The organism is Flavobacterium endoglycinae (assembly GCF_017352115.1).
Lineage (GTDB): Bacteria > Bacteroidota > Bacteroidia > Flavobacteriales > Flavobacteriaceae > Flavobacterium > Flavobacterium endoglycinae.
The window spans coordinates 1,842,967-1,868,780 of sequence record NZ_CP071448.1 but is presented as its reverse complement, the minus strand read 5'-3'; the positions used below and the strand labels follow the sequence as shown (position 1 = coordinate 1,868,780).

The following is a 25,814-nucleotide window of genomic DNA, read 5'->3' as shown; positions in this document are numbered from 1 at the left end:
TTTTGGGACTAATGGTATTTATGTTACAAATATATATAATATTATAGAATGACAAGTTTTTCGTATTTTTCTGCTTTTTTATTTGTTAAATTCGATTTAACAGTAAGTTTATAAATATAAACTCCTTTACCAATCCGATCTCCAAAATCATCTTTTCCGTCCCATGTTATTTCTCGTGAAAGGAAACCTTCTGTGGTAATAATTTGATTTTTTGTCCATACTACTTTTCCGGTAATGGTCATAACCTGAACCTGAACATCTAAAGGTTCGTAAGGCCTGTTATGTGAAAACCAAAACTGTGTATAGGTCGAAAACGGATTTGGGTAATTAAGAACGTGTGTTAGTGTCAGCGCTTCATCGCCAACTACTATAAATTGAATTTCACTAGTCACAGGATTGTTATAAACATCCCACGCTGTAAAAGTTATGGTGTGAAGACCCGCAGCCAGATTTCGAAGAGGAAAGCGTAGATTTCCATTGGTGTAATCATCCAGTTTTGTCTGATAATAATCGTTCAAAATGTACGGATTGCTTACGTCTCCATCTAAAACAGCTGTTATATCGTGACCTATTCCGCTGGCAGTATTTATACCGTTTTCATCTTCAAGAAATGCCAATAGAAAAGGGGAGGAATTGGTTATTCCGCCCGACACAAAAGTTTCATCATTCATATATAACTTCACTTTTGGACTTATATTGTCCTGAGGTGCATTTTCATTTATTCCTCCAATTTTTATAGTGCTGTTGTAGCCAGATTGATTTTCTAAGGATTGGTTCTTTTTGGCATAGAAACTAATACGGCCGTTGTCAACCGGAATTCGGATATCTCTAGGTACAACAAAGCTAAATTCAAACTGACCGTTGGTTACAGAGGCATTTCCTCTGAAGATAGTCTCGCCAAGGGTTTTGAATGACATTGCAGGGCTATATCCATCATTATTTAGGGTTGTAGAGGTGATCATTTTGTCGAAAATTGCGGTTGCAAGTTCTCCATTATAATTGCTTAAAAGCACATTGTTTTCATCTGTGATTTCTCCCGAAATTTTAATTTTTGCCAGTGATTTTAAATCTGGAATTGGCTGCGATATCACAATATCGTTTACTTTCGTTAAATTAATTCGCGGTTTTGGAATTGCTAACATCAAAGCAGGATCTCCTATATATACGACTACGTTGCTTGATGAACTCGGATTTTCGTTTTTAGAGATTCTAAGAGATTCGGCAATGCTGTTGTATTGGTTTGAGCCGTATGACAGCAGGTTTTTGCTTAGGTTATCATTGAAATTTTCGGCATTAAACTGACCAATAGTACGAATTGTGGTTAACATGGAGATAGCGCCTCCTTTCGGATTCCAAAATGTATATTCTCCGGCTGTTGGTCTTGTTGGATCGTCAAATCTTGAAAATTCGCAGGTAATAGTTATGAATAAAGGGTATTTGTATTGATTATTTAGATTTTGACCATCTGATTTTTCCCAGATTCGCTCGCTTGCCAATCCATCCTCGCCGCCATGTCCTAAATAATTAAAAACTAAAGCTCCTTTTTCGAATGCTTCAAAAATATCTGTTCTGGCTTTAGGATAACGTGATCCGCCCGCAGATGCTTCTTGAGTATAAGAATCTAAAAGAATTTTCTCTACATTAAAAAAAGGTTTTTCTGTGGAAATTAAATCGGCTAAGCTGTTTTGACGAGATTGCAGTGAAGCATCCGAACTTTGATCAGAGTCATCGCTGATTAAAACAAAATTGTTTCTCCAATTTCCGTATGATTTAACATCGTGATATTCCAAAACTTTGTTGACCATTTCTTGGGCTTGTGCGTTATCTGAAACCAGCATTCGGCCTACAGCAATATCAATTCCGCCAAACGGATATGCTACAATTCCTTCATCAGCATCCATCAGTCCGAAGAAATCATCAGATGCAAACGATGCTTCTCCAGTTGAATTACTATTTAAGGACTGATATATAGGTACAATATTGGTGTTGTTTGAAATTCGGTTTTTATAATCATACGAAGCATCTCCAAATAAATTTACGTATTTAATTCTTTTATCGGGAGAAGAAGCGTTGTCGTAAATGTATTTAATGAAGTTTCTAATAGCGGCAATGTCTTGTTTTCCAGAAGAAAATTCCTGATAGATGTTTTCTAAGTGAATGACTTTTACATTCAAATTTGAATTTGTACGATGAAAACCTGCTAATCTTTCTGCTTGGGAACTTAAAGATTTTGGTGTTATGATAACATAATCAATATCTTGAAAGCTGTTTTGGTTATTTCTAAAAATGGTTCCTTTAAGATTTTGATTGGTAACTTTTGACTGGCTTTCTTTTAAAGGGGTGTAATAATCGGCGGGATCAATGGCTATGTATTTTCTAACTTCTCCTAAATTCGCCTTAAAACTAAACGATGCTTGATTAGTATTTTCTAGTTTCAACACATTATAAAGGTCTGTTATGTCCCAAATTTGCGAAATACCTGTCGCATTCCCAATAGTATAATTAGCGATTCCTGTAACAGAACCTGCGTTGTTATATTGAAATTTAAATTGTTTTCCGGTTCCTAAAAGCTTGCGTTTGGCGGTCAGGTTAATGAAATCAAGATAGCCTTTCGATCCGGGCACACCGCTGTTATTGTAAACGAGTTTTATTTTTATATTGTCTGTTCCGGTAAATGTAGTATTTGCAGGAAGACTGGCATTAAAATATTTAATTTCTGAACTTGCTGATAGACTGGGAAAATTTAAAGTTCCGATGTTTTGCCCGTTTGCCGAAACAACAAATGAAGTCGTGGTAAACGCCGCCGAAGCTGCTGTTAATTCAATTTTTACCGGCACAGTAGTATCAAGATTTGGAAAATTAAAAGAAAATTCCTGATCTTGGTTAATATCGAAAGCTTCGCCAAGCCATTGACGTCCTAGATGAACTAGATTGTTTTGGTCTATTTCGTGATATTGATAGTCATCAAACGTGTTCAGCTCTAATGTACTGCTTCCTAAGGGCTGATTTAAATTCGAAATTCGTTTTCCATCATTTCCTGAAGCGGTGATATAATAATAGGATTTCGTGTCGTATAAGTTAATATTAGTTTGGTTTTCGGAACTCCAGTTTTCGATTCCTTCACCGTAAAACAAAATATAATCTTCATTGTTAAAAGTGCCGTCGCTTTCCCCAATAATCTGTATGGCATTTTCGGCTAAATCTTCAGGATAATAAGCATTGTTTGCTAATGGCAGCATTCGTCCGCCGTTTCCGTAGATTTTAATTTTTCTTGGATCGCTTTTGCTGGGATCAAATCCTAAACTTTGTAAAAACGAGCGCGAAATTTTATAAACCCCTGATTTTTCAATGTAAAATCGATACCATTCTCCAGAAGCCAGAACGGAGTTTGATATAACTGCAGCTTTTTGATAAGAAGATGAATTGTTGTTCCTAGCTGTTGAATTAGTGCTGATATTGTAGGAAAAAGATCGTATGCGTTTAAAGCTGTTTCCTTCTTTTATAATAGGATAAAGAAAAAGAAAAGATTGTTTGGTATCTCTTGAAATGGTTATTTGTATGCTTTCGTTTGGTTTTTCAGGGATGTTTTCAATGGCTAAATCTCCTAAATCTGTTCGTGAAACCGACTCGTAAATCACGTTGGAAATTTGCACCGAACTGCCGTTTGAAACGTTAGACTGATTCAGATTAAGGAGTAATGTTATGTTTTTTTTAGTAATGTCGAAGCGAAAACTGTTTCCTGAAAAGTACGGAATAATGATTTTATTATCGCCGTAATTCATCTCTTTTTTATGCTGCCAATCGATCGTTAAGCTCCCATTTATCTGAGAAAATGAGAGAATTGGGATTAATAATATACAGATAAAAAAGGTTTGTTTCATGGGTTGAAAAATCGAAATTTAATTAAAAAATAATTAGTAAGTAAAAATATAGTATTTCATGTTACAGTAAATAATAAAAAGTATATTTTTGCGTTCGTAACTATAGGTTATTTTCTGGTAAAAAACAGCTAAATAAAATTATGAGAACAGATGTTGCTAATTAAATGTTAATTATTATATTGCAGCACCTAAATTTATCACCTAAGAATGAGTATGAAAGTAAACAAAATTGTAGTCTTGCAATTAATGATGTCAATGGTATTGATGTTGGGCACGGCTAGTTGTAGCAAAAAATCGAGTTCCTCTCACGCTTCTAGAGCAACTGGCTGGGATGTAGACAGTCAGAATGGAACAGCTGCTAGAAATGCAGGAAAGAAACAACAGGCTGGTCCTGGATTAGTTTTTGTTGAAGGAGGTACGTTTACGATGGGTAAAGTACAGGATGATGTTATGCATGATTGGAATAACACACCAACTCAACAACACGTTCAGTCATTTTACATGGATGAAACTGAAGTTACGAACGGTATGTACTTAGAATACCTAGAGTGGTTAAAGAAAGTTTTTCCACCAACAGAAGAAAATTACAAGAATATTTACGAAGGAGCATCTCCTGATACATTAGTGTGGAGAAATCGTTTAGGGTATAATGAAACGATGACTAACAACTATTTAAGACATCCTTCTTATGCTAACTATCCAGTAGTTGGTGTTAACTGGATTCAGGCTGTTGAATTTAGTAAATGGAGAACAGACCGTGTAAACGAGGCTGTTTTAGAGAAAAACGGATATTTACAAAAAGGTGCTAAAACAAATGATGTGAATGCTGAAAATGCATTTAACACTGAAGCATATTTAATGTCTCCAAGTACATCACGTGGTGGAAGCGAAGAGATTGTATTAAAGAAAAATCCAGGTGGAAGAAAACCAAAAGCTGGAAAAGATGGTGTAGTTCCTGAAGCTCAAAATGTTTATGCACAGCGTTCTTCTGGTGTTATTTTACCAGAGTACAGACTTCCTACTGAAGCAGAATGGGAATATGCAGCTGCTGCTGATGTTGGACAAAGAGAATACAACATTTATAAAGGACAAAAGAAATATCCTTGGTCTGGAGATTATACTCGTTCAGCTAAACGTAAAAACAGAGGTGATCAATTGGCTAACTTTAAACAAGGAAATGGAGATTACGGTGGAATTGCGGGATGGTCTGATGATGGTGCCGATATTACAAATGCTGTGAAAAGCTATGCTCCAAATGATTTCGGATTATATGATATGGCAGGTAACGTTGCAGAATGGGTTGCTGACGTTTACAGACCAGTTATCGATAATGAAGCAAATGATTTCAACTATTTCAGAGGAAATCAATATGCTAAAAATAAAATTGGTAAAGACGGTAAAGTTGAAATCGTTACAACATCAAATATCAAATACGATACTTTAAGTAACGGTAAAGTTATTGCAAGAAACCTTCCAGGAGAAATTGCTCAGGTTCCGGTTGACGAGCAAGAAACGTATTTGAGACAAAACTTCAGCACTAGTGATAATATCAACTACAGAGATGGTGATAAACAATCTTCAAGATATTTTGACTTTGGTGATTCTGAATCAGGTCCAAAAGCAGATCAAACAATGTACAACTCTCCTAAACACAATGTTACAACTGACAGTTTAGGTAAGATGATTAGAAAATATGATAACTCTAGTAAACGTACTACTTTAATCGATGATAAAGTAAGAGTTTACAAAGGAGGTTCTTGGAGAGATAGAGCTTACTGGTTAGATCCAGCTCAAAGAAGATACTTTCCTCAAGATATGGCAACTGATTACATTGGTTTCAGATGTGCAATGTCTAGAGTAGGTGCTAAAACTGAAAGAAAGAAATCACCAAGAAATTAAGATTTAGAAATTTCATTTAAAAAATTCCAAATTCCAAAACTGTATAATTTCAGTTCGGAATTTGGAATTTTTTTATTGCTTTTTTCTATTTTTATGGTCTATAAAAATTTATTAAATGAATATTCAGGAAATTCATAAGTTGTTCTTACAATGTACATCACTTTCAATCGATACTCGTAAAATTGAAAAGGATTCTATGTTTTTTGCTATAAAAGGCGAAAATTTTGATGCCAATACTTTTGCTCATCAGGCACTTGATTTGGGTGCGTTATATGTTATTATTGACAATAAATCATATTGGATAGACGAAAGAACTATTGTAGTTGAAAACAGCTTAGAAACCCTTCAGGAACTAGCTAAGTTTCACCGTGCTTATTTAAAACTTCCAATTGTAGCTTTAACAGGTAGTAACGGAAAAACAACAACCAAAGAACTCATAAATGTAGTTTTATCTCAAAAGTTTAAAACTAAAGCGACAATAGGAAATTTAAATAACCATATTGGCGTGCCGCTTACATTACTTTCGTTTAACAGTGAAACAGAAATTGGTATTGTTGAAATGGGAGCTAATCATAAAAAAGAAATAGAATTTTTATGTGAAATTGCGCAGCCGGATTATGGTTATATTACCAATTTTGGAAAAGCGCACTTAGAAGGTTTCGGCGGAGTTGAAGGAGTAATCCAAGGAAAGAGTGAAATGTATCAGTATTTGTCAAAAAATGGTAAAACTGTTTTTGTAAATCTTGAAGATCCAATTCAGATTGAAAAATCAGCCGGGATACAATCCTTCACTTTTGGAATTAATAAAGAAAATGCAGATTTGAATATAAAAAGTATTGAAGCGAATCCTTTTGTGAAGATAAACTACAATAATTTTGTAGTTGAATCTCATTTAATAGGGCTTTATAACGCTAATAATATAAATGCTGCTGTTGCGATAGGAAAATACTTTAAGGTGGAAGATACGGCTATAAAAAGCGCTATTGAAAACTATATTCCAGCCAATAACCGATCTCAATTATTGAAAAAAGGTTCTAATGAAATTATTTTAGATGCATACAATGCAAATCCAAGCAGTATGGCGGTTGCGATTACCAACTTTTTGCAATTAGAAAATCAAAATAAAATCATGATTCTGGGGGATATGTTTGAGCTTGGGGAAGAAAGTCATGCAGAGCATAAGGCAATTGTGGATTCTTTAAAAGGACAAGATAAATCGGTATGTTATTTAATTGGAAAATCTTTTTATGAGAATCAAGTATCTGGAGAAAATATAAAGTTTTTTGAAACATTTGATGCATTTGCAGCGTTCTTAAAAACAATTCATTTCAACGAAAATACAATTCTGATTAAAGGTTCCAGAGGAATGGCTTTGGAACGAACTTTAGAATACATTTCATAATAAAAAGCCATTCAAACGAATGGCTTTTTGTTTTTAAATACTCATCAAGAATCCGATTAAATTTTCTTTTTTGTTTAATCCAAGTTTCTTTCTCAAACGGTAACGTGCCAACTCAACACCACCGGTTGAAATATTCATGATTTCAGCAATTTCTTTAGTTGACATGTTCATTAATAGATAAGTTGATAAATCAAGTTCTCGAGGAGATATTGTTGGGTATTTTTCTTTTAAACGCTTTAGGAACTCAAAATGCACGTTTTTAATGTGTTTTTCTAAGTCTTTCCAGCTTTTGTCGGTGTTTACTTCCTTTACAATGCTTTTATTAAGTTTGCTTACTTGGAATTTTGTCGAATCATCAAGAGCTTCAATGTCGATTTCTTTAAGTTTATGAATGATTCCATTAAGAATCTTATTTTTCTTAACGACTTGCAGAGAATTATTTACCAACTCTTTGTCTTTTGCTAAAATTTTAATCTGCAGCTTATCATTTTTCAATTTTTCAATCTCTTTTTCAAGATCGTATTGTTCTTGTCTAATTTTTGATTCCTTTTCCAGATAAAGTCTTCTTTGTTCAATAGTTTCGTAATACTTATTCTTTCTAATTTTCATTTTAATTCTATTGGAAATTCCATAAACCGCTATGATTAAAAGAATAAAATAAAGCATATATGCCAAAAAATGTCTGTACCATGGCGGAGAAATTGTAAATGATATTGTCGAAGCATCAGACTGCACACCATAACTGTTTCTTACCTTAACTTTCATGATATAATCGCCTTCGCGAAGATTTGTGTACTCTTTTATTGAAATGGTGGACCAATTGCTCCATTTTTCATCAAAAGGTTCTAATTGATACGAAAACTGTACATTTTCGAGGTTTTCATATGTGGGTGAAGAAAATGTAAAACGGACATGGTTAGAAGAATAAGGAATTCTGATATTCTCAATTTTGTTTTGATTATTTCCTAATGTTATAGTATCACCTGGAAAAGAAAAACTTCGAATAAAAGCTTTCGGTTTACTTCCAAAATTATTTAAAAGTTCAGCATCATAATGGGCAAGACCGTCTGTTAAGCCAATAAAAATATTGTTCGCGTCAATAGTATTTACAGATAAATAATTGCTTACAAGGTTTCCTGTAAGATTTGAAAAAGGGGAAACAATATTTTTGTAGCCATTTTTGTCTTTCATTAAAACACCTAAAGATTCATCAAATGCATACCATAAATTAGACTGGCTGTCTTCGCTTAGTGCATTTATAACGGGAATATTTTTGAATAAACTGCTTAAGTGTTTGTCTTCATAAAACAATTCCTGTTCTATTGAATATTTGTAGAAATGATTATGAGTCTGAAAATAGATTTTTCCGTCAATTTTTTGAAGGCTTCCTATATTTTTATAGAAAGGTGTTAGTCTATCTATTTTTTTAATACTTGAAAATCTTGACAAATCTTCACTTAAAGTCATACGGTAAATAGATTCGTCTTTTTTAAGCCATAAATATGAATTGTCAAGTTCAAAACTGTTAGATGATTTATCAAATCCAGCAATTTGATTTTTGTACACCAAACCACTGCCAGTTTTTTCAAAAATGGCAAAACCATCATAATTAGAACCTATAAAAAATCCTGGGTGACTTGGTATTTTTTTGAATCCGAAATATCCCTTAGAGTCGATTACATGAGTTACTTTTCCTCCTTTTATAGAAAGTGCTCCTCTGTTATTAGCACAAATTAGTTCATTATCTATTACTTGTACATTCCATGACTGTGCGGTTGTTCCTTCTACAAGCTTAAAAACATCTTGTTTGAAATTGTTTTCCCATGAATGATAAAAAACACCTTGGTTGGTTGCAACATATAAATTTCCCTGATAAATAACAGAAGCATATACGGTACTAATATCATAACTAAATCCAAAATAAGTAAATGGAGAGCTTTGATTAACGTATGCGATACCGTTATCAAGTCCAAGCCATAAATTGTTTTTATTGTCAATAAATGAAGTTAAAACAGTATTGTTCTGTAATCCTTTCTTTCTATTTATGTGCTGAATGATTTTTCCGTTATAATCGCAGATGATAATTCCATCCAAAACCGAATTTAAAACAATGAATTTGTTGTTGATTATTACGCCTCCTAATGAATTATTTTTTTTGATGAAGTTATTGGCTTCAGTATTCCAAGGAGTAAGGGTATGGTTCTCGTATATAAAAAGTCCCTTTTCGAGTGTTACAATTAAAGTTTTGTCTTTGCCAATAGAATGCATGGCCCATATCTCGGTATTATTTAAGCTCTTAGTATTTGGTAAAGCGAAAAGCTTTCCGTTTCTGTATTCTAAAACTCCCTGCTCTTCATCCTGAAAATATAATTTGTTATTTACAACGAATGAGAATTGAAAACGTCTTGGTGCTTTTAATATAGAAAGTTTGTTGTCTTTAAAAATATAAGCCCTTGCAAATGATTGAAAAATAGTCTGGTTGTCAATAGTGTGTATCTTCCAGATAAAGTCAATTATTTTGATTTTATTTTTATCAACTTTTTTGGCAAGTGAGGTGTACTGAAGTTTTCCTTTAGTATTAGGTTGGAAGTATCCAAATTCATTATATCCGCCTACGAAGATTTTTCCGGAGTTATCAATTTTTAAACATCTTACAGAGGTTAAATTAGGCAGTGTATATTTTCGCCAAGATGCCCCATCAAACTGCAAAAGCCCATTATTGTTGGCAAAATATAGATTTCCGTTTTTGTCCTGTCCTATACTCCAGTTTTGAGTTCCTCCTTTATATTCGTTACGCTTGTAATTTCTTACATCTGGAAGTCCGATGTTTTTTACTTGTGCAAAAAAAGAAATTGTGAATAATGTAAAAAAAGTAATATAAAAATATGATATTGTTAATTTCATTAATTATTCGATTTATTTTGTTTTTGTATGGTTAAAGTGCTTATTTTTAAGTGTTTGTAAAATTATTTCTAGTACTATCACGTTGTAGAAACACATTTCGTTTATAAAAATAATGAATCTTATATTATTGTAGTGTTTATTTTTACAATTAACATTTTCATAACATCTTATTTTTTGTTTTTAAATTATTGAAAATTAATAATTTATAAAAAAAATGATGTGTTTTTGTAATGTAATAAATTTTCATTTGATGTGTTTTTGTAGTGAAATTTAAATGTTGATAGTAAAAATTTTAGATTATTATTGCATCAAATTACTAATTAATTAACCAAAATTTTTAGAAAAATGAAATTAACAAAATTACTTGTTTTTTGTATTTCATCTTTGTTATTCTCGGTTATAGCAGTGGCTCAGGATGTCACAGTAAACGGGGTTATAAATGATGAAAGTGGGATGCCTGTTCCAGGTGCAACAGTTTTATTAAAAGGTACTACTAAATCGACTGCGTCTGATTTTGATGGTAAGTTTCAAATTCAAGTACCTTCTAATGGAACACTGACTGTTACTTTTATAGGTTATGCTACAGTAAATGAAGCTGTAAATGGAAGAACAAAAATTGCTATCCAATTAAAGCCTGAATCTCAGTCATTAAATGAAGTTGTAGTAGTAGGATACGGAACTCAAAAGAAAGCAGTTGTTACAGGTGCAATTTCAAGCGTTAAGGCTGCGGACTTAGAGAAAGTGCCAAACGGAAGAGTTGAACAAGCGTTACAAGGTCGTGTTGCCGGTGTAACAATCGCTTCAAGTTCAGGTCAGCCAGGTTCTGGATCTACAATTCGTGTACGTGGTATCACCACTTTTGGTGATGGTGGAAATAACCCTCTTTGGGTTGTTGACGGTAACGTTGTTGATGCTGGTGGAATTGGTTTTTTAAATCAGTCAGATATCGAATCTATCGAGGTACTTAAAGATGCTGCTTCTGCTGCAATCTACGGTACACGTGCTGCGACAGGGGTTATTTTAGTAACAACTAAAAAAGGTAAATCAGGTAAAATTACAGTAAACTATAATGGTTTTGCAGGTGTGTCTTCCCCAGCAAAAAAATTAGATTTATTGAATGCTACTGAGTATGCTACGATAATGAATGAAAAATCAGTTGCTGACGGAGGTGGAATCTTATATTCTAATCCAGCAGCATTTGGAAAAGGAACAAACTGGCAAGATGCTATTTTTAACGACAGCGCTTTCAGATACACTCACGAATTAAGTATTAGTGGTGGTGGAGAATTTTCTACATTCTATGCTTCTTTCGGTATTCAAGATCAAGAAGGTATCGTGGCAACAGAAATTTCTAATTACACAAAAAAGAATTTCCGTTTAAACTCTACTCATAAAATTTCTAAATATTTCACATTCGGACAAACTTTTGGATATACAAGACAAAAAACTGTTGGAATTGGAAATACAAACAGTGAGTTTGGAGGTCCTTTAAGTTCGGCTATCAACCTTGATCCATTAACTCCGCTTGTAGTTACAGATCCTGCTGTTGCAAATGCTGCACCTTATTCTACAAACCCTGTAGTTCGTGACGCAAACGGAAATCCTTACGGAATTTCAAGCGTTGTTGGTCAAGAAATGACAAACCCATTAGGTTACATCCAGACAAGATTAGGAAGATACGGATGGTCTGATGATTTTGTTGGAAACGCGTATTTAGAAGCTATTATTACTCCACACTTAAAAGTTAGATCTACATTAGGAGGTAAACTTTCTTACTGGGGAGATCAAGGATTTACTCCTGTATATTTCTTAAGTTCAAACGTGAATGTTCTTAAAAACAGTTATTATCAAAATAATAATAAATCATTTAACTGGAACATTGAAAACGTAATTACATATTCTAACAAATTTGGAGATCACAACTTAAGTGTTTTAGCTGGTCAAGGATCTTATGTTGATAATATTGGTGGATATGTTGGAGCTACAATGTTTGGTTTGCCTATTACAAGCTACAAAGATGCTTCGTTCAAATTTGATATTCCACAAGCAGACAGAAACAGTGCTACAGATGATTTCATCCAGCATAAAGTAACATCTTTATTTGGTCGTTTAAACTACGATTATATGGAGAAATATCTTGTAACTGGAGTTATTCGTCGTGATGGATCTACTCGTTTTGGAGAGAATCATAAATTTGGAGTTTTCCCATCATTCTCTTTAGGATGGGTAGTTTCTAAAGAAGGTTTCTGGAAAGAAAATAATGCTGTAAATTCATTAAAAATTAGAGGAGGTTACGGAGTTGTAGGTAATGACCAAGTTGCTGACTTTAGATATATTTCATTAGTATCTGGAGGTTATAACTATTCTTTCGGAAATGCAGGTGCTATTACAACAGGTTATGCTAACGTAACTCTTGATAACCCTGATTTGAAATGGGAAGAAACTTCTCAAGCAAGTATTGGTCTTGATGCAAGAATTTTCAATGATTTCAATTTAACATTAGATTTCTACAAAAAGAAAACTACAGGTATCTTAAGACCAGTTGTAATTCCAGGATATGTTGGGGTTGCCGAACAGCCATGGGCTAACGTTGCTGATATGAACAACAGCGGTATCGAATTTGAATTAAGCTGGAAGAAAAAACTTGGTGATTTTAACGTAGGAGTTAACGGAAACGTAGCTTATCTTAAAAATGAAATTACTTACGTTGGTGCTTCTAATACTTTCATTATTGGTGATGCTTCATTCCAATCTATGGGACCTGTTACAAGAACTCAAGTTGGACATTCATACAATGAATTCTACGGATACAAAACTGCTGGAATCTTCCAAAACCAAGCAGAGATTAATGCTTACAGAAATGCATCAGGTGGTTTAATTCAGCCAAATGCAAAACCAGGTGACTTCCGTTGGGTTGATAACAATGGCGACGGATCTATTTCTGATGATGACAAACAATTCTTAGGAACAAGTATTCCTAAATATACTTTCGGTTTAACACTTAACTTAGATTACAAAGGATTTGACTTTATGACATTCATCCAAGGTGCTGCAGGAAGCAAAATCTTCCAAGGATTACGCAGATTAGATATCTTGAATGCAAACTATCAAACAGAAGCTTTGGGGCGTTGGACAGGAGAAGGTACTTCAAATGATTACCCAAGACTTGCTAACAATGATAGTAATGGTAACTTCAGCAAAATGTCTGATTTCTATTTAGAAAGCGGTGATTATGCTCGTTTAAAAATCGTTCAATTAGGTTACACTCTTCCAGTTAATATTTCTTCTAATATTGGAGCTGATAAAATCCGTTTCTACCTAACTGGTGAGAATTTATTTACGATTACAAAATACACAGGATATGATCCAGAAATTGGAGGACAGGTATTTGGTGTAGACAGAGGTGTTTATCCACAAGCAAGAACTTTCATGCTTGGAGCGAACGTACAATTTTAATACTTAAAGAATCATGAAAAATAAATTTAAATACATATACGTTGTCATTGCTTTGGCTGCTTTAGGATCTTGTTCTGAAGACTTCGTAAGCGTTGACCCAAAAGGATCTTTCTTATCTACTAGTTATTATAAAGATGAACAACAAGCTACTGCTGCTCTTGTTGGGGTTTACGATCCGTTAAGAAAAAACACAGGTGGTTTTGAGAACATGGTGGCTATGCTGAATGCCGGTTCTGATGATTTCTACGCTGGTGGTGGTGGAGCTTCTGATGGTATGGGAATTCAAAATTTCTCGACACATTCATTAACATCTTTAATTATTCCTGGAAGTTTCTGGAATGATCACTATCAAGGCGTTTACAGAGCAAACGTTTTGTTATCAAAAATGTCTGGAGTTAATATGTCAGATGCTTTAAAAGTTAGATTCACAGGAGAAGCTAAAGCATTAAGAGCATTATATTACTTCAATTTAGTTAGAATGTTTAAAAACATTCCGTTGATTTTAGAGCCTCTTACAACATCTACAATGTTAAATGTAGAGCAGGCGGCACCTACAGCTATATATGCTCAAATTGAAAAAGATTTAGTAGAAGCAATTCCAGCTTTACCAACTAGTGTGGATGCTGAAACAGGATCTGGACGTTTAACTAGAGGAGCTGCTCAAGCTTTACTAGGAAAAGTTTATTTATATGATGGAAAAAATGCCGAAGCTGCAGCTGTTCTTGCACAAGTAAACGGTACTCCAGGACAGCCAAATCAATACGGGAACAAATTACTTACTAATTTCAATGATTTATGGGTTGTAGCTAACAAATTCAATTCTGAGTCACTTCTTGAAGTATCTCACACTAGTGCAGGTAACTCTGACTGGGGATTCTGGGGTTCAGGAAGAGACGAAGGAAATTCATTAAACGTAATGGTTGGACCTCGTGGATACTCAAGACCAGCAAACTCTCCTGCTGCTGACCTTCCATCTGGATGGAGCTTTAGTGTTCCAACTCAAAAATTATACGATGCAATGAAAAATGACCCTCGATTTGCTGCGACTATTTTTGATTTAAAAGCTTTAAAAGCAGCTGGACAAGCAGACTATATTCCAGGTTATCAAGACACTGGTTATTTCTTGAATAAATTCCTTCCAAGAAAATCAGACGTTCGTACAGGTGGTGGAGCTGCAGAGTTGAATTACAAACAAAATTCTTATGTAATTAGATTAGCAGATACTTATTTGCTAGAAGCTGAAGCATTAGGAGCTACTGGAACAAGAGCTCAGGCATTATTAGATGCTGTTAGAGCTAGAGTTGGCCTTCCATCAATCCCTGTAACATTGGCTGCGATTAAAAATGAAAGAAGAATGGAACTTGCTGGTGAAGGACATAGATTCTTCGACTTAGTAAGATGGGGTGATGCTGCTACAGCTTTAGCTGATAGAGGATTCAACGCAGGTACTGACGAAATTTTCCCAATTCCTTATGTAGAATTAACTGGGACTAAATTGAAACAGAACCCTAACTACCAATAAAAACAAAAACTACTATCTAACCAAAAACCAAAAACAAAAATGAACCTAAGTATTAATTTTAAAAAAGGGATGTACCTAATGCTGGCTTTAGCATTAGGTTCGCTTACTGGCTGCGACGATGATCCAGCTAATAATGGTCTGACAGCTTCAAGTGTTGATGCATCATTTACTGTAACGCCAGTTGCAGGTGCTGTAAATACATATCTTTTAACTGCACAGCCGAAAGGAGTTATTGCATCAAAATGGAATACTGGAGATGGAACCTATCAAGGTAAAATGATCGAGACTATTTCTTTACCAGATGCAGGAACTTACACAATTACTCATACTGCAATTGCGGCAGGAGGGGCAACAGCTAATGCTACGGCTCAGGTAGTAGTAGCAAATTCTGATCCTGCAAAAGGAAACCTTGTAAAAGGCGGCTCTTTTATAACTGCAGAAGATAGAGCAAACTGGAAAAAAGTGATCTACAATGCTGGTGCTGATTGGACTTATAGCGATAAAGGAGCTACAGTTAGTGGTGGACATGCTGGAATTTATCAAGCGATTGATGTTGTAAAAGACAGAGAATATACGATTGATATGACAATTTCTGGTGGTGCTTCTTCTGATATGTGGTTTGAAGTTTACGCAGGTAAATCTGATCCAGCTACAACTTCCGGAGATTATAAAGACGGAGGAACTGTTATGGGATTAAACACTTGGGGTGGTTGTGGAAATGCTCCGGTATCAGGCAAATTATCTGCTATTGGATGTGTTAAAAATGCTTCAAAAGATGCTATTAGCAATGTTGTTAAATTCGATATCACCGGAAAAGTTTATCTAATGATAAGAAGTGGTGGTGGAATTGCGGCAGGAGGAATCACCATCAAAAGTGTTGAATTTAGAGGAAAATAAAGTTTAAGTTAAGTTTAAGTTTGGTTGTAAATAGCCCATAATCATTATGAGTATGGGCTATTTTTAAATCCTTAAGCATCAAGGAAATCAGTTTCTGAATAAAAACTTCTATTTAGAATTAAAAAATAGGGAAAAAGAATGAAAAAAAATACTTTAAAATTTCTGTGCTGTTTGTTTTCTATAACGGCTTTTGCCCAACAGACAAAGGGGAAAAAGGAATTTACAACCAATGGGAAGAAAATAGCAGTTTATACTACAGCTGAAAATTCAAATTTAAGATTAACACCAACAGATAATCTGTCATTTTCAGCTTCTAAGCAACCTCTTGAAACTGAAATCTGCGTTTTTGTAGAACCATCTAAAAAGTTTCAGACTTTTATGGGAATTGGAGGTGCGATAACTGATGCGAGTGCCGAAATTTTTGCTAAACTTTCAAAAGAAAAACAAAATGAATTTCTAAATGCCTACTATGATAAACAAAAAGGTATTGGCTATTCTTTGCTAAGAACCACGATACAAAGCTCTGATTTTAGCAGTGGAAGCTATTCTTATATCGAAGAAGGCGATAAGGAATTAAAAACGTTTACTATTGATCACGATAGACAATTTCGCATTCCGTTAATCAAACAGGCAATCCAGACTGCAGGAGGCAAATTATTAACCTATGTAGCACCATGGTCTCCAAACGCTTTTATGAAAAGCAATAAAAATGTATTAAAAGGCGGAACCTTATTACCAGAATACTATCAAACTTGGGCTAATTTTTATGCTAAGTTTATAAAAGAATATCAAAAAGAGGGAATTCCTATTTGGGGAACCTCAACTCAAAATGAACCAATGGCTGTTCAAACTTGGGAATCCTGTATTTATACAGCCGAAGCCGAAAGAGACTTTATTAAAAATTTCCTTGGACCAACACTTAGAAAAGAAAAACTTGGAAATGTAAAAATCATTGCATGGGATCATAACCGTGATTTAATGAACCAAAGAGCAAACGTAATTTATTCTGATCCAGAAGCTGCAAAATATGTTTGGGGAATTGGATTTCACTGGTACGAAAACTGGTCTGGTGGAGACCCAATGTTTGAAAACGTTGGAAAAGTAAACGAAGCATATCCTAATAAAAAAATACTTTTTACAGAAGGCTGTGTTGAAAAATTCGATGCTTCAAAATATCAGTTTTGGGGTAACGGCGAAAGATATGGAACTTCTATGATTAATGATTTTAATAATGGAACTGTTGGATGGACAGACTGGAACATTCTGTTGGATCAAAATGGAGGGCCAAATCATGTTGGAAATTTCTGTTTTGCACCTATACACGCTGATACCAATACAGGACAATTAATCTATACGCCTTCATATTATTATATTGGACATTTTTCAAAATTCATCCGACTAAATGCCGTTAGAGTAAGTTCTGCAGTAAGCCGAAGCGGATTACTAAGTACTTCATTCTTAAATGCAGATGGCACTATGGCAACGATTGTAATGAATAAAACGGACAAAGAAATAACCTATAATTTGATTATAGCAGCAGAGAAAACTGTGGTAAAAATCCCTGCGCACGCTATTCAAACACTTGTTTATTAATATTTTTTGAGTTAATCCGGGGGTTGGTTTGAATCATCCATATCAGCCCCTAATTTTTAAGTATGCATAGTAAATAATGAAATCTATAAATAGAATCATATTAATCCCGATATTAATCTTGCAGGTAACTTGTTGTTTGGCACAAAAAACAACAAAGACTACTAACGCTTCTAAACCAAAAAATAATACAAAAATTACGGTCTATACTACAGCCGAAAACACTGATCTAAGATTATCATCCTCTAATAACCTTATTTCAAAATCATCTTCACAACAAAAAAAATCAACAGTAACTATAACCTTAGATACTGAAAAAACCGATCAGACATTTTTGGGAATTGGCGGTGCTATTACAGACGCAAGTGCCGAAGTTTTTGCTAAACTGTCTCCCAAAAAACAAAAAGAATTCCTTACAGCGTATTACGATAAAAGCAAAGGTATTGGCTATACGTTAGCCAGAACCAATATCCACAGCTGTGATTTTAGCAGTGATAGTTATACATATGTTACCGAGGGCGATAAAGACCTAAAAACCTTCAGTATCGATCATGATAAAAAATATAGAATACCATTAATAAAAAGCGCAATGGAAACAGCCGGCGGAAAACTAACGTTATTTGTCAGTCCATGGAGTCCCCCAGCTTTTATGAAAGACAATAATGATATTTTACACGGCGGCGTTTTGTTGCCTGAATTCGCACAATCATGGGCAGACTATTATGTTAAGTTTATTAATGCCTATGAAAAAGAAGGAATTCCGGTTTGGGGATTAACCATTCAGAATGAACCAATGGCAAAACAACGTTGGGAATCTTGCATTTATACCCCTGAAGCCGAAAGAGATTTTCTGAAAAACTTTCTGGGACCAACTTTACAAAAAAAAGGACTTGGTTCTAAAAACGTAATCATCTGGGATCATAACCGCGGTGATATGTTAACACAAAGAGCCAATTTAGTTTTCTCAGACCCAGAAGTTTCTAAATATGCTTGGGGAATTGGATTTCACTGGTACGAAACTTGGAATGGAGGCACACCTAAATTTGAAGCTGTAGGAGAAGTGCATAAAGCTTTTCCAAATAAAAATTTACTTTTTACAGAAGGCTGTATTGAAAAATTTGATGCATCTAGATTTCAATTCTGGGGAAATGCAGAACGATACGGGCTAAATATGATCAACGATTTCAATAATGGAACTGTTGGCTGGACAGATTGGAACATTCTTTTAGATCAAAACGGAGGGCCAAATCATGTTGGAAACTTCTGTTTTGCGCCAATTCATGCTGATATAACCAAAGATGAACTTATTTATACTCCGATGTACTACTATATCGGACACTTTTCAAAATTCATCCGTCCGAATGCAAAAAGAATACTCGAAGACGTAAGCGATAAAAAAATCATAAGCACTTCTTTTAAAAACTCTGATGACAAAGTAGTTACTATTGTCATGAACCAATCAGACGAAGAAGTGGTTTACACCTTAATAAACCACAATTTGCAAAATACTATAACTATCCCGGCACATGCTATACAAACTATTGTGTACTAACTGCTGACCTTAAAAAACTATGAATATGAAAGTAAATTTGAAAAACACTATAAAAGTATTGTTCTTCTCAATGGCAGTATTTTCTCAAGTAAAATGTTCGACATCAAATGATGCCGTTGATCCAGTTGTAAACCCGCCAGTAGACCCACCAGTTGTGGTAACAAATGATGTTGATTTTTGGTTAACAAAAGGCGATCAAAGTGTTTTACTTGGAAAACAAAGCGGGACTTTAGGATTTGGAACAACCTACAATACTTATGCAAATATTGAAGTAAATGAATCTCAAAAATACCAAACCATTGACGGTTTCGGATATACCTTAACAGGTGGAAGTGTTGAAGTAATCAATCAGTTAAATGCATCTAAGAGAAGTGCACTTTTACAAGAACTATTTGGTTCAGGAACTAATTCAATTGGAGTAAGCTACATTAGAATTAGTATTGGAGCTTCTGATTTAAATGCTGCACCTTTTACTTATAATGATCTTGCAACAGGAGAAACAGATTTAACTCTCGCTAAATTTAGTTTAGAAAAAGACAAAGCGGTCATTGCAATGTTAAAAGAAATTCTGGCTATTAATCCGAAAATTTTAATTCTAGCAACTCCTTGGTCTGCACCAATTTGGATGAAAGACAAAGACAGTTTTATTGGAGGAAAATTGAAAACAGAATATTACGATGTTTACGCAAAATATTTTGTAAAATACATTCAATTAATGAAAGCCGAAGGAATTACAATTGATGCTGTAACACCTCAAAACGAACCTTTACATGACGGAAACAATCCAAGTATGTACATGTCTGCAGCAGATCAGGCCAATTTTATTAAAAACAGTTTAGGACCTGCATTTAAAGCAGCGAACTTAAGCGTAAAAATTATTGCTTACGATCACAACTGCGATAATCCAAACTATCCAAAAGCAATTTTGGCTGATGCCGATGCGTTTCCTTTTGTAGATGGTTCTGCTTTCCATTTATATGCTGGAGATATTAGCGCTCTTACAAATGTTTACAATTCTTATCCAACTAAAAATGTATATTTTACAGAGCAGTGGACTTCGTCAACAGGTGATTTTGCAGGCGATTTAAAATGGCATCTTAGAAATGTTGTAATTGGATCAATGAGAAATTACAGTAGAAATGCCCTAGAATGGAACGTGGCTAACAACGGATCTTTTGAGCCTCATACACCAGGAGGATGCACAATGTGTAAAGGAGCCATAACTATAACTTCAACAGATAATTTTCAGCGTAATGTAGCCTATTACATTATTGCACATGCTTCAAAATTTGTTCCAGCTGGTTCAACTAGAATTGGCAGTAACAATAGCGGAAATTTACAGAATGTTGCTTTTGTAACCCCTTCAGGATCAAAAGTACTGATTGTTGAAAATGACGGCTCAACAAATGAAATCTTCAACATTAAATTCAACGGAAAATGGGTTACCACTTCTCTGCCTGCAGGAGGAGTAGGAACGTACACATGGAAATAAAAAACAAAAAGTGAGTAAAATATTTTCAGATGAAAAAAATACTAATCACACTACAGCTTTTAGTTTCCATCGCATCTTTTGGACAAGGATTTCTGCATAGAGACGGACAAAAAATTGTTGACGGAAACGGAAAAAATATCATTCTGAGAGGCTTGGGACTTGGGGGATGGATGGTGCAGGAAGGATACATGCTCCAAACCCAGCCGTTTGCAAGTCCACAATATCAGATTAGACAAAAAATTCAAGATGTTATTGGCGAACAAGGAACAAAAGAATTCTATGCAGCTTATAAAGCAAACGGAATCACAAAACGAGATGTTGATTCTTTAGCAGCATGGGGATTCAATTCAATTCGTCTTCCAATGCATTATAACCTGTATACACCGCCAATCGAACAGGAAAAAAATGGTGAGATCACTTGGATTGAAGAAGGTTTCAAAATGACTGACGATTTGCTGAAATGGTGTGAAGCCAATAAAATGTATCTTATTTTAGACTTGCATGCAGCACCTGGTGGACAAGGAAATGATGCCGCAATATCAGATTACGATACCACAAAACCATCTCTTTGGGAAAGCGAAGGCAATCAGAAAAAAATGATTGCTTTATGGAAAAAACTCGCTTCACGTTACAGAGACAGCCAATGGATTGGAGGTTACGATATTATCAACGAACCAAATTGGAATTTTACAGGATCAAATAAAAATGGATGCGATGAAAACTCAAACGGCCCATTAAGAGATTTACTGGTTGCCATTACAAAAGCAATTCGTGAAGTAGATACCAATCACATGGTCATTATCGAAGGAAATTGCTGGGGAAACAATTACAACGGAATTTTTCCTTTATGGGATGATAATATGGCATTGAGTTTTCATAAATATTGGAACTACAACACCAAAGAATCAATCCAGAAAATGCTTGATTACAGAACACAATACAATGTGCCAATCTGGTTAGGAGAAAGCGGAGAAAATTCAAATGTATGGTTTAAAGACGCTTTGACTTTAGTTGAAAGCAACAACATTGGATGGGCGTTCTGGCCAATGAAAAAAATCGAAAATATTGCCGGAGTAACCTCAGTAACCAAAATTCCAGAATACGATGTTTTATTGAAATATTGGAAAGATGGCGGTCAAAAACCATCTCCTGAATTTGCCAAAAAAGCATTAATGAAAATGGCAGATAACTATAAAATGCAAAACGTAACTGTTAAGCCAGATGTTATCGATGCCATGTTTAGACAAGTTCAGACCAATGATACAAAAGCCTATAAAAAACATGTAATTCCTGGAAAAATAGTAGCAGTTCATTATGATTTAGGGACAAACGGATATGCCTATTCAGACAAAGATTTTATAAACTACCGAGTAGAAACCAACAAATTTGATGAATGGAATATTGGTAACACAATGCGTAATGATGGGGTTGATATTCTACCCTGTAAAGATGCTGGATCAGCAGGGTATCAGGTTTCTTATATAGAAAATGGAGAGTGGCTTCAGTTTACAGCTCAAGTTACAACAGAAGGAAAATATAATGTTGCTATTCGTTATTCATCTGATAAAGAAGGAAAACTTCACTTAGAAACCAATGGAGAAAAATCAAGTACACTTACATTACCAGCAACAGGAGGAAAAGACAAATGGAAAACCATTATTCTATCTGGTGTAGTTTTAAAAACTGGAGAGAATAAAATCAAAACCGTTTTTGAACAAGGTGGCTTTAATTTGAATTATCTAGAATTTTTAAATGGACAAAAAAAAGCCTCTAAAAAATAATTACAAATGAAAAAAATCAAAAATATTATGAACAGAGCAGGAATATTGACATTTATTTTATTGCTGATTTTTCAGTCTTGCAGCAGCAGTAATGATGGTTCAGATGAAGGCGCGGTTAATCCCGCTCCATCAAATTTGTCAGTTCAGGTAGAAGTAGTAGGTAAAACCGCAGCGACACCTGAAGGAGATGGAAGTGGAAAAATCAACTTAAAAATTACAGCATCAAATGCGGTTTCATACAAAGTATTGATTGATAATCAGCTTAAAGAAATTACAAGTACTGATTTCACATATACATTTACAGCTTCTGGTACCAAAACATATCCCATAATTGTTTCAGCCTACAATGCTGCCGGACAATTTATTAGTTCATCAACTTCAGTAAATATTTTTGTAGCCAGAAAAATACTTTGGCAGGATGAATTTGATGTTGATGGTACTCCCGATACATCCAAATGGGGATACAATACAGGAACTGGGGACGGATGGGGAAATAACGAATTAGAATATTATACCAATCGCCCTGAAAATGTAATTGTGTCAAATGGAACTTTAAAAATTAAAGCCATCAAAGAAGAGTATATGGGAAGCCACTATACCTCTGCAAGAATGCTGACAAAAGGAAAATTTTCATTTAAATATGGTCGTGCAGAAGTTCGTGCCAAATTACCAGTTGGAGGCGGAACATGGCCTGCTTTCTGGATGCTTGGCGATAATATTGATACTGCAGGATGGCCATTGTGCGGAGAAGTTGATATTTTGGAATCAGTAGGGAATAATCCGAATGTAAACCATTCATCACTGCATTCTCCAGGACGCTCAGGTAATACGCCTGATACAGCAACTACAACAGTGCCAAATTCAGCAACAGAATTTCACGTTTATGCGGCAGACTGGTCGGCAGAAAGCATTAAATTTTATGTAGACGATAAATTATTTTACACATATGCAAATTCGGCTTCGACACCTTTCAATCAAAAATTCTTTCTGATTTTAAATCTAGCCATGGGAGGAAATTTTGGAGGAACGGTTGATCCTAATTTTACAAATGCAACTTTCGAAGTAGATTATGTAAGAGTGTATAATTAACATAACTTTTAAATAAGTTTTTTTCTTTCAGGCTTTGGAAACATTAGCTTTACGGATCAAAATTTTTTAAAGATGAAAAAAATAAATTCAATTGTTTTAGTAGTAATACTGCTTTTGGTAAGCGGTACATTTTATGGTCAGACTTTAAAAATCATGACCTACAATATTCGTTTAGATGTTGCTTCAGATGGAGAAAATGCATGGCCCAATCGTAAAGATTATTTTACTTCTCAAATACAATTTTATAGTCCAGATATTTTTGGAGTTCAAGAAGCAACACCAAACCAGGTTATTGATATTGCATCAGCATTAACAAATTACGACAAATTTGGAGTAGGACGTGAAGAAGGAGGATTAGGAGAAGCCTGCACCATTTATTACAAGAAAGACCGTTTTAAAGTATTAGATTCTAATACATTCTGGCTGTCAGAAACACCAAACGTGGTTTCAAGAGGCTGGGATGCAGCCTGTAACCGAGTTTGTACGTATGGGCTTTTTAAAGATCTAAAAACAAAAAAGACATTCTATGTTTTTAATTTGCATTTAGATCACATGGGCGAAGTGGCAAGAGTGAAAGGTGTGGAGCTGGTTCTTTCAAAAATAGCAGCATTAAACACAAAAAATTATCCAGCTTTTTTAATGGGTGACTTTAACTCGGAACCAGAAACTGCTCAAATTGCTGCAATTAAAAAAGTAATGGATGACACAAAAGATGTTTCGAAAGAAAAACCATTTGGACCATCAGGAACATTCAACGATTTTAAACACAATGAGTCTGTAACATTATTACTGGATTATATTTTTATTTCAAAAAACAGCGGACTCAAAATTCAAAAACATGCAGTGCTGAGTGATTCTAAAGATTTAAAATATCCCTCGGACCATTTACCTGTATTAATAGAAATAGATTAAAAATGAAAAACATCAACAGAAAACTTCAAATCTTACTTTTACTGCCTCTTATTGCGGTGCAGATAAAATGCGGATCTTCAAAAAGTGTTGCATCCAATTCTGGAAAAGCAGAATCATGGATTACAACAACAGATGAAACTTCAAAACTTCAAAAACAAACTGATTTAGTTTTTAGTTCAGAAACTAACGCAAACCAAACAATTGAGATCGATCCTTCTCAAACATTCCAAACTGTAGAAGGTTTTGGATTTTCTTTGACAGGAGGAAGTGCTCAAACCATTTTGAAATTGGATAAAGCCAAAAGAGAAGCCTTGCTTCACGAATTATTCTCTAGAAAAAAGGATGCAATTGGTTTAAGTTACCTTAGAATTAGTATTGGAGCATCTGATTTGAATGAGAAAGTTTTTTCGTATGATGACATGCCGGAAGGACAAACCGATTTAAAATTAGAACATTTCAACTTAGGGCCAGATTTAAACGATGTGATTCCGGTTTTACAAGATATTTTAAAAATAAATCCTAACATTAAAATAATGGGATCTCCATGGTCGCCACCAGTTTGGATGAAAGATAATGGAAGCTCAAAAGGAGGAAGTTTACAACCTAAATATTATGAGGTGTATGCTCAGTATTTTGTAAAATATATCCAAGCAATGAAATCACACGGAATCGTTATTGACGCTATTACGCCTCAAAACGAACCGTTGCATCCTGGGAACAATCCAAGTTTATTAATGCTGGCAGAACAACAAGCAGATTTTATTGGAAATCATTTAGGACCAGCATTTAAAGCTGCAGGAATTAAAACTAAAATTATTGTTTACGACCATAACTGTAACAAACCAGAATATCCTTTGACAGTTTTAAGAGATAGCAAAGCAAATCCATTTGTTGCAGGTTCAGCTTTCCACTTGTACGAAGGAGATATCAGTGCCTTATCAACAGTTCATAATGAATTTCCAAATAAAGATTTATACTTTACAGAACAATATACAGGATCAAAAAGCAGTTTTGAAAATGATTTAAAATGGACAGTAAAAAATGTTGTGATTGGTTCAATGCGTAACTGGAGTAAAAATGCCCTATCATGGGGATTAGCAAACGATGAAAATTATAAACCTTTTACACCAGGCGGTTGTACCACTTGTAAAGGTGCTTTAATGATTGATCAAAATCAAAATATCAAAAGAGAAGTAGGATATTATATTATCGGACATGCTTCTAAATTTGTTCCGGAAGGTTCTGTGAGAATTGGAAGTAATGTGAGCGGAAACCTTCATAATGTTGCTTTTAAAACACCACAAGGACAAATTGTTTTGATCGTAGAAAATGATGGAGCTTCAGCAGAAACATTCAATATAAAATACAATCAAAAACAAATTTCAACTTCATTAAATGCAGGTGCAGTAGCCACTTACGTTTGGTAACAAAACTAAC

14 protein-coding genes are annotated in these 25,814 nt (G+C 34.5%); 12 read left to right on the top strand and 2 right to left on the bottom strand.

Translation table 11 applies throughout. The features are described from left to right. Positions 1 to 41: 41 nt before the first annotated feature. On the bottom strand, positions 42 to 3,881 hold the full coding sequence (gene porU / locus J0383_RS08110; protein ID WP_207297912.1) for a type IX secretion system sortase PorU: 3,840 nt from the start codon (positions 3,879 to 3,881) through the stop codon (positions 42 to 44). Between the two features lie 213 nt (positions 3,882 to 4,094). Between porU and gldJ the strand changes: the two genes are divergently transcribed. Together gldJ and J0383_RS08100 are read left to right on the top strand one after the other, a co-directional pair. Continuing rightward, positions 4,095 to 5,780 (top strand): gliding motility lipoprotein GldJ, encoded by a 1,686-nt coding sequence (gldJ, locus tag J0383_RS08105; protein ID WP_207298665.1) that lies wholly within the window; start codon positions 4,095 to 4,097, stop codon positions 5,778 to 5,780. 115 nt (positions 5,781 to 5,895) lie between these two features. Next, a complete protein-coding gene (locus tag J0383_RS08100) occupies positions 5,896 to 7,182 on the top strand; it encodes a UDP-N-acetylmuramoyl-tripeptide--D-alanyl-D-alanine ligase (RefSeq protein WP_207297911.1) in 1,287 nt (428 codons plus the stop codon). A 33-nt stretch (positions 7,183 to 7,215) separates the two neighbouring features. Here the strand turns inward: J0383_RS08100 and J0383_RS08095 are convergent, their stop codons facing one another. Then, on the bottom strand, positions 7,216 to 10,086 hold the full coding sequence (locus tag J0383_RS08095; protein WP_207297910.1) for a helix-turn-helix and ligand-binding sensor domain-containing protein: 2,871 nt from the start codon (positions 10,084 to 10,086) through the stop codon (positions 7,216 to 7,218). Positions 10,087 to 10,431: 345 nt separating this feature from the next. On the opposite strand from J0383_RS08095, the gene J0383_RS08090 reads away from it, so the two are divergent. The 10 genes from J0383_RS08090 (at position 10,432) to J0383_RS08045 (ending at position 25,804) form a co-directional block, all read left to right on the top strand. Next, positions 10,432 to 13,542: a SusC/RagA family TonB-linked outer membrane protein gene (locus J0383_RS08090; RefSeq protein ID WP_207297909.1), complete on the top strand. Its 3,111-nt coding sequence runs from the start codon at positions 10,432 to 10,434 to the stop codon at positions 13,540 to 13,542. Between the two features lie 13 nt (positions 13,543 to 13,555). After that, complete coding sequence (locus J0383_RS08085; protein WP_207297908.1) at positions 13,556 to 15,064, top strand: RagB/SusD family nutrient uptake outer membrane protein; 1,509 nt, start codon at positions 13,556 to 13,558, stop codon at positions 15,062 to 15,064. 39 nt (positions 15,065 to 15,103) lie between these two features. Then, on the top strand, positions 15,104 to 15,961 hold the full coding sequence (locus J0383_RS08080) for a hypothetical protein (RefSeq protein WP_207297907.1): 858 nt from the start codon (positions 15,104 to 15,106) through the stop codon (positions 15,959 to 15,961). A 138-nt stretch (positions 15,962 to 16,099) separates the two neighbouring features. Continuing rightward, positions 16,100 to 17,554 (top strand): glycoside hydrolase family 30 protein, encoded by a 1,455-nt coding sequence (locus J0383_RS08075; protein ID WP_207297906.1) that lies wholly within the window; start codon positions 16,100 to 16,102, stop codon positions 17,552 to 17,554. Positions 17,555 to 17,630: 76 nt separating this feature from the next. After that, positions 17,631 to 19,103, top strand: coding sequence for a glycoside hydrolase family 30 protein (locus J0383_RS08070; RefSeq protein ID WP_207297905.1), 1,473 nt, complete (start codon positions 17,631 to 17,633; stop codon positions 19,101 to 19,103). Between the two features lie 25 nt (positions 19,104 to 19,128). After that, positions 19,129 to 20,595, top strand: a complete 1,467-nt coding sequence (locus J0383_RS08065) for a glycoside hydrolase family 30 protein (RefSeq protein WP_207297904.1) — start codon at positions 19,129 to 19,131, stop codon at positions 20,593 to 20,595. Between the two features lie 29 nt (positions 20,596 to 20,624). Next, the gene (locus J0383_RS08060; RefSeq protein ID WP_207297903.1) at positions 20,625 to 22,376 is read left to right on the top strand and encodes a cellulase family glycosylhydrolase; all 1,752 of its coding nucleotides are present in this window, start codon (positions 20,625 to 20,627) and stop codon (positions 22,374 to 22,376) included. Positions 22,377 to 22,382: 6 nt separating this feature from the next. Continuing rightward, a complete protein-coding gene (locus tag J0383_RS08055; protein ID WP_207297902.1) occupies positions 22,383 to 23,465 on the top strand; it encodes a glycoside hydrolase family 16 protein in 1,083 nt (360 codons plus the stop codon). A gap of 72 nt (positions 23,466 to 23,537) precedes the next feature. Continuing rightward, positions 23,538 to 24,377, top strand: a complete 840-nt coding sequence (locus J0383_RS08050; protein WP_207297901.1) for an endonuclease/exonuclease/phosphatase family protein — start codon at positions 23,538 to 23,540, stop codon at positions 24,375 to 24,377. A gap of 2 nt (positions 24,378 to 24,379) precedes the next feature. Next, a complete protein-coding gene (locus J0383_RS08045) occupies positions 24,380 to 25,804 on the top strand; it encodes a glycoside hydrolase family 30 protein (RefSeq protein WP_207297900.1) in 1,425 nt (474 codons plus the stop codon). Positions 25,805 to 25,814 lie beyond the last annotated feature (10 nt).

What these genes read in the sequence shown, in the direction of transcription:
- J0383_RS08080 (WP_207297907.1), top strand. Translation starts at nt 15,104, where the DNA reads ATGAACCTAAGTATTAATTTTAAAAAAGGGATGTACCTAATGCTGGCT.
- gldJ (WP_207298665.1), top strand. Translation starts at nt 4,095, where the DNA reads ATGAAAGTAAACAAAATTGTAGTCTTGCAATTAATGATGTCAATGGTA.
- J0383_RS08065 (WP_207297904.1), top strand. Translation starts at nt 19,129, where the DNA reads ATGAAAGTAAATTTGAAAAACACTATAAAAGTATTGTTCTTCTCAATG.
- J0383_RS08100 (WP_207297911.1), top strand. Translation starts at nt 5,896, where the DNA reads ATGAATATTCAGGAAATTCATAAGTTGTTCTTACAATGTACATCACTT.
- J0383_RS08095 (WP_207297910.1), bottom strand. Translation starts at nt 10,086, where the DNA reads ATGAAATTAACAATATCATATTTTTATATTACTTTTTTTACATTATTC.
- J0383_RS08045 (WP_207297900.1), top strand. Translation starts at nt 24,380, where the DNA reads ATGAAAAACATCAACAGAAAACTTCAAATCTTACTTTTACTGCCTCTT.
- J0383_RS08050 (WP_207297901.1), top strand. Translation starts at nt 23,538, where the DNA reads ATGAAAAAAATAAATTCAATTGTTTTAGTAGTAATACTGCTTTTGGTA.
- J0383_RS08085 (WP_207297908.1), top strand. Translation starts at nt 13,556, where the DNA reads ATGAAAAATAAATTTAAATACATATACGTTGTCATTGCTTTGGCTGCT.
- J0383_RS08055 (WP_207297902.1), top strand. Translation starts at nt 22,383, where the DNA reads ATGAAAAAAATCAAAAATATTATGAACAGAGCAGGAATATTGACATTT.
- J0383_RS08060 (WP_207297903.1), top strand. Translation starts at nt 20,625, where the DNA reads ATGAAAAAAATACTAATCACACTACAGCTTTTAGTTTCCATCGCATCT.
- J0383_RS08075 (WP_207297906.1), top strand. Translation starts at nt 16,100, where the DNA reads ATGAAAAAAAATACTTTAAAATTTCTGTGCTGTTTGTTTTCTATAACG.
- J0383_RS08070 (WP_207297905.1), top strand. Translation starts at nt 17,631, where the DNA reads ATGAAATCTATAAATAGAATCATATTAATCCCGATATTAATCTTGCAG.
- J0383_RS08090 (WP_207297909.1), top strand. Translation starts at nt 10,432, where the DNA reads ATGAAATTAACAAAATTACTTGTTTTTTGTATTTCATCTTTGTTATTC.
- porU (WP_207297912.1), bottom strand. Translation starts at nt 3,881, where the DNA reads ATGAAACAAACCTTTTTTATCTGTATATTATTAATCCCAATTCTCTCA.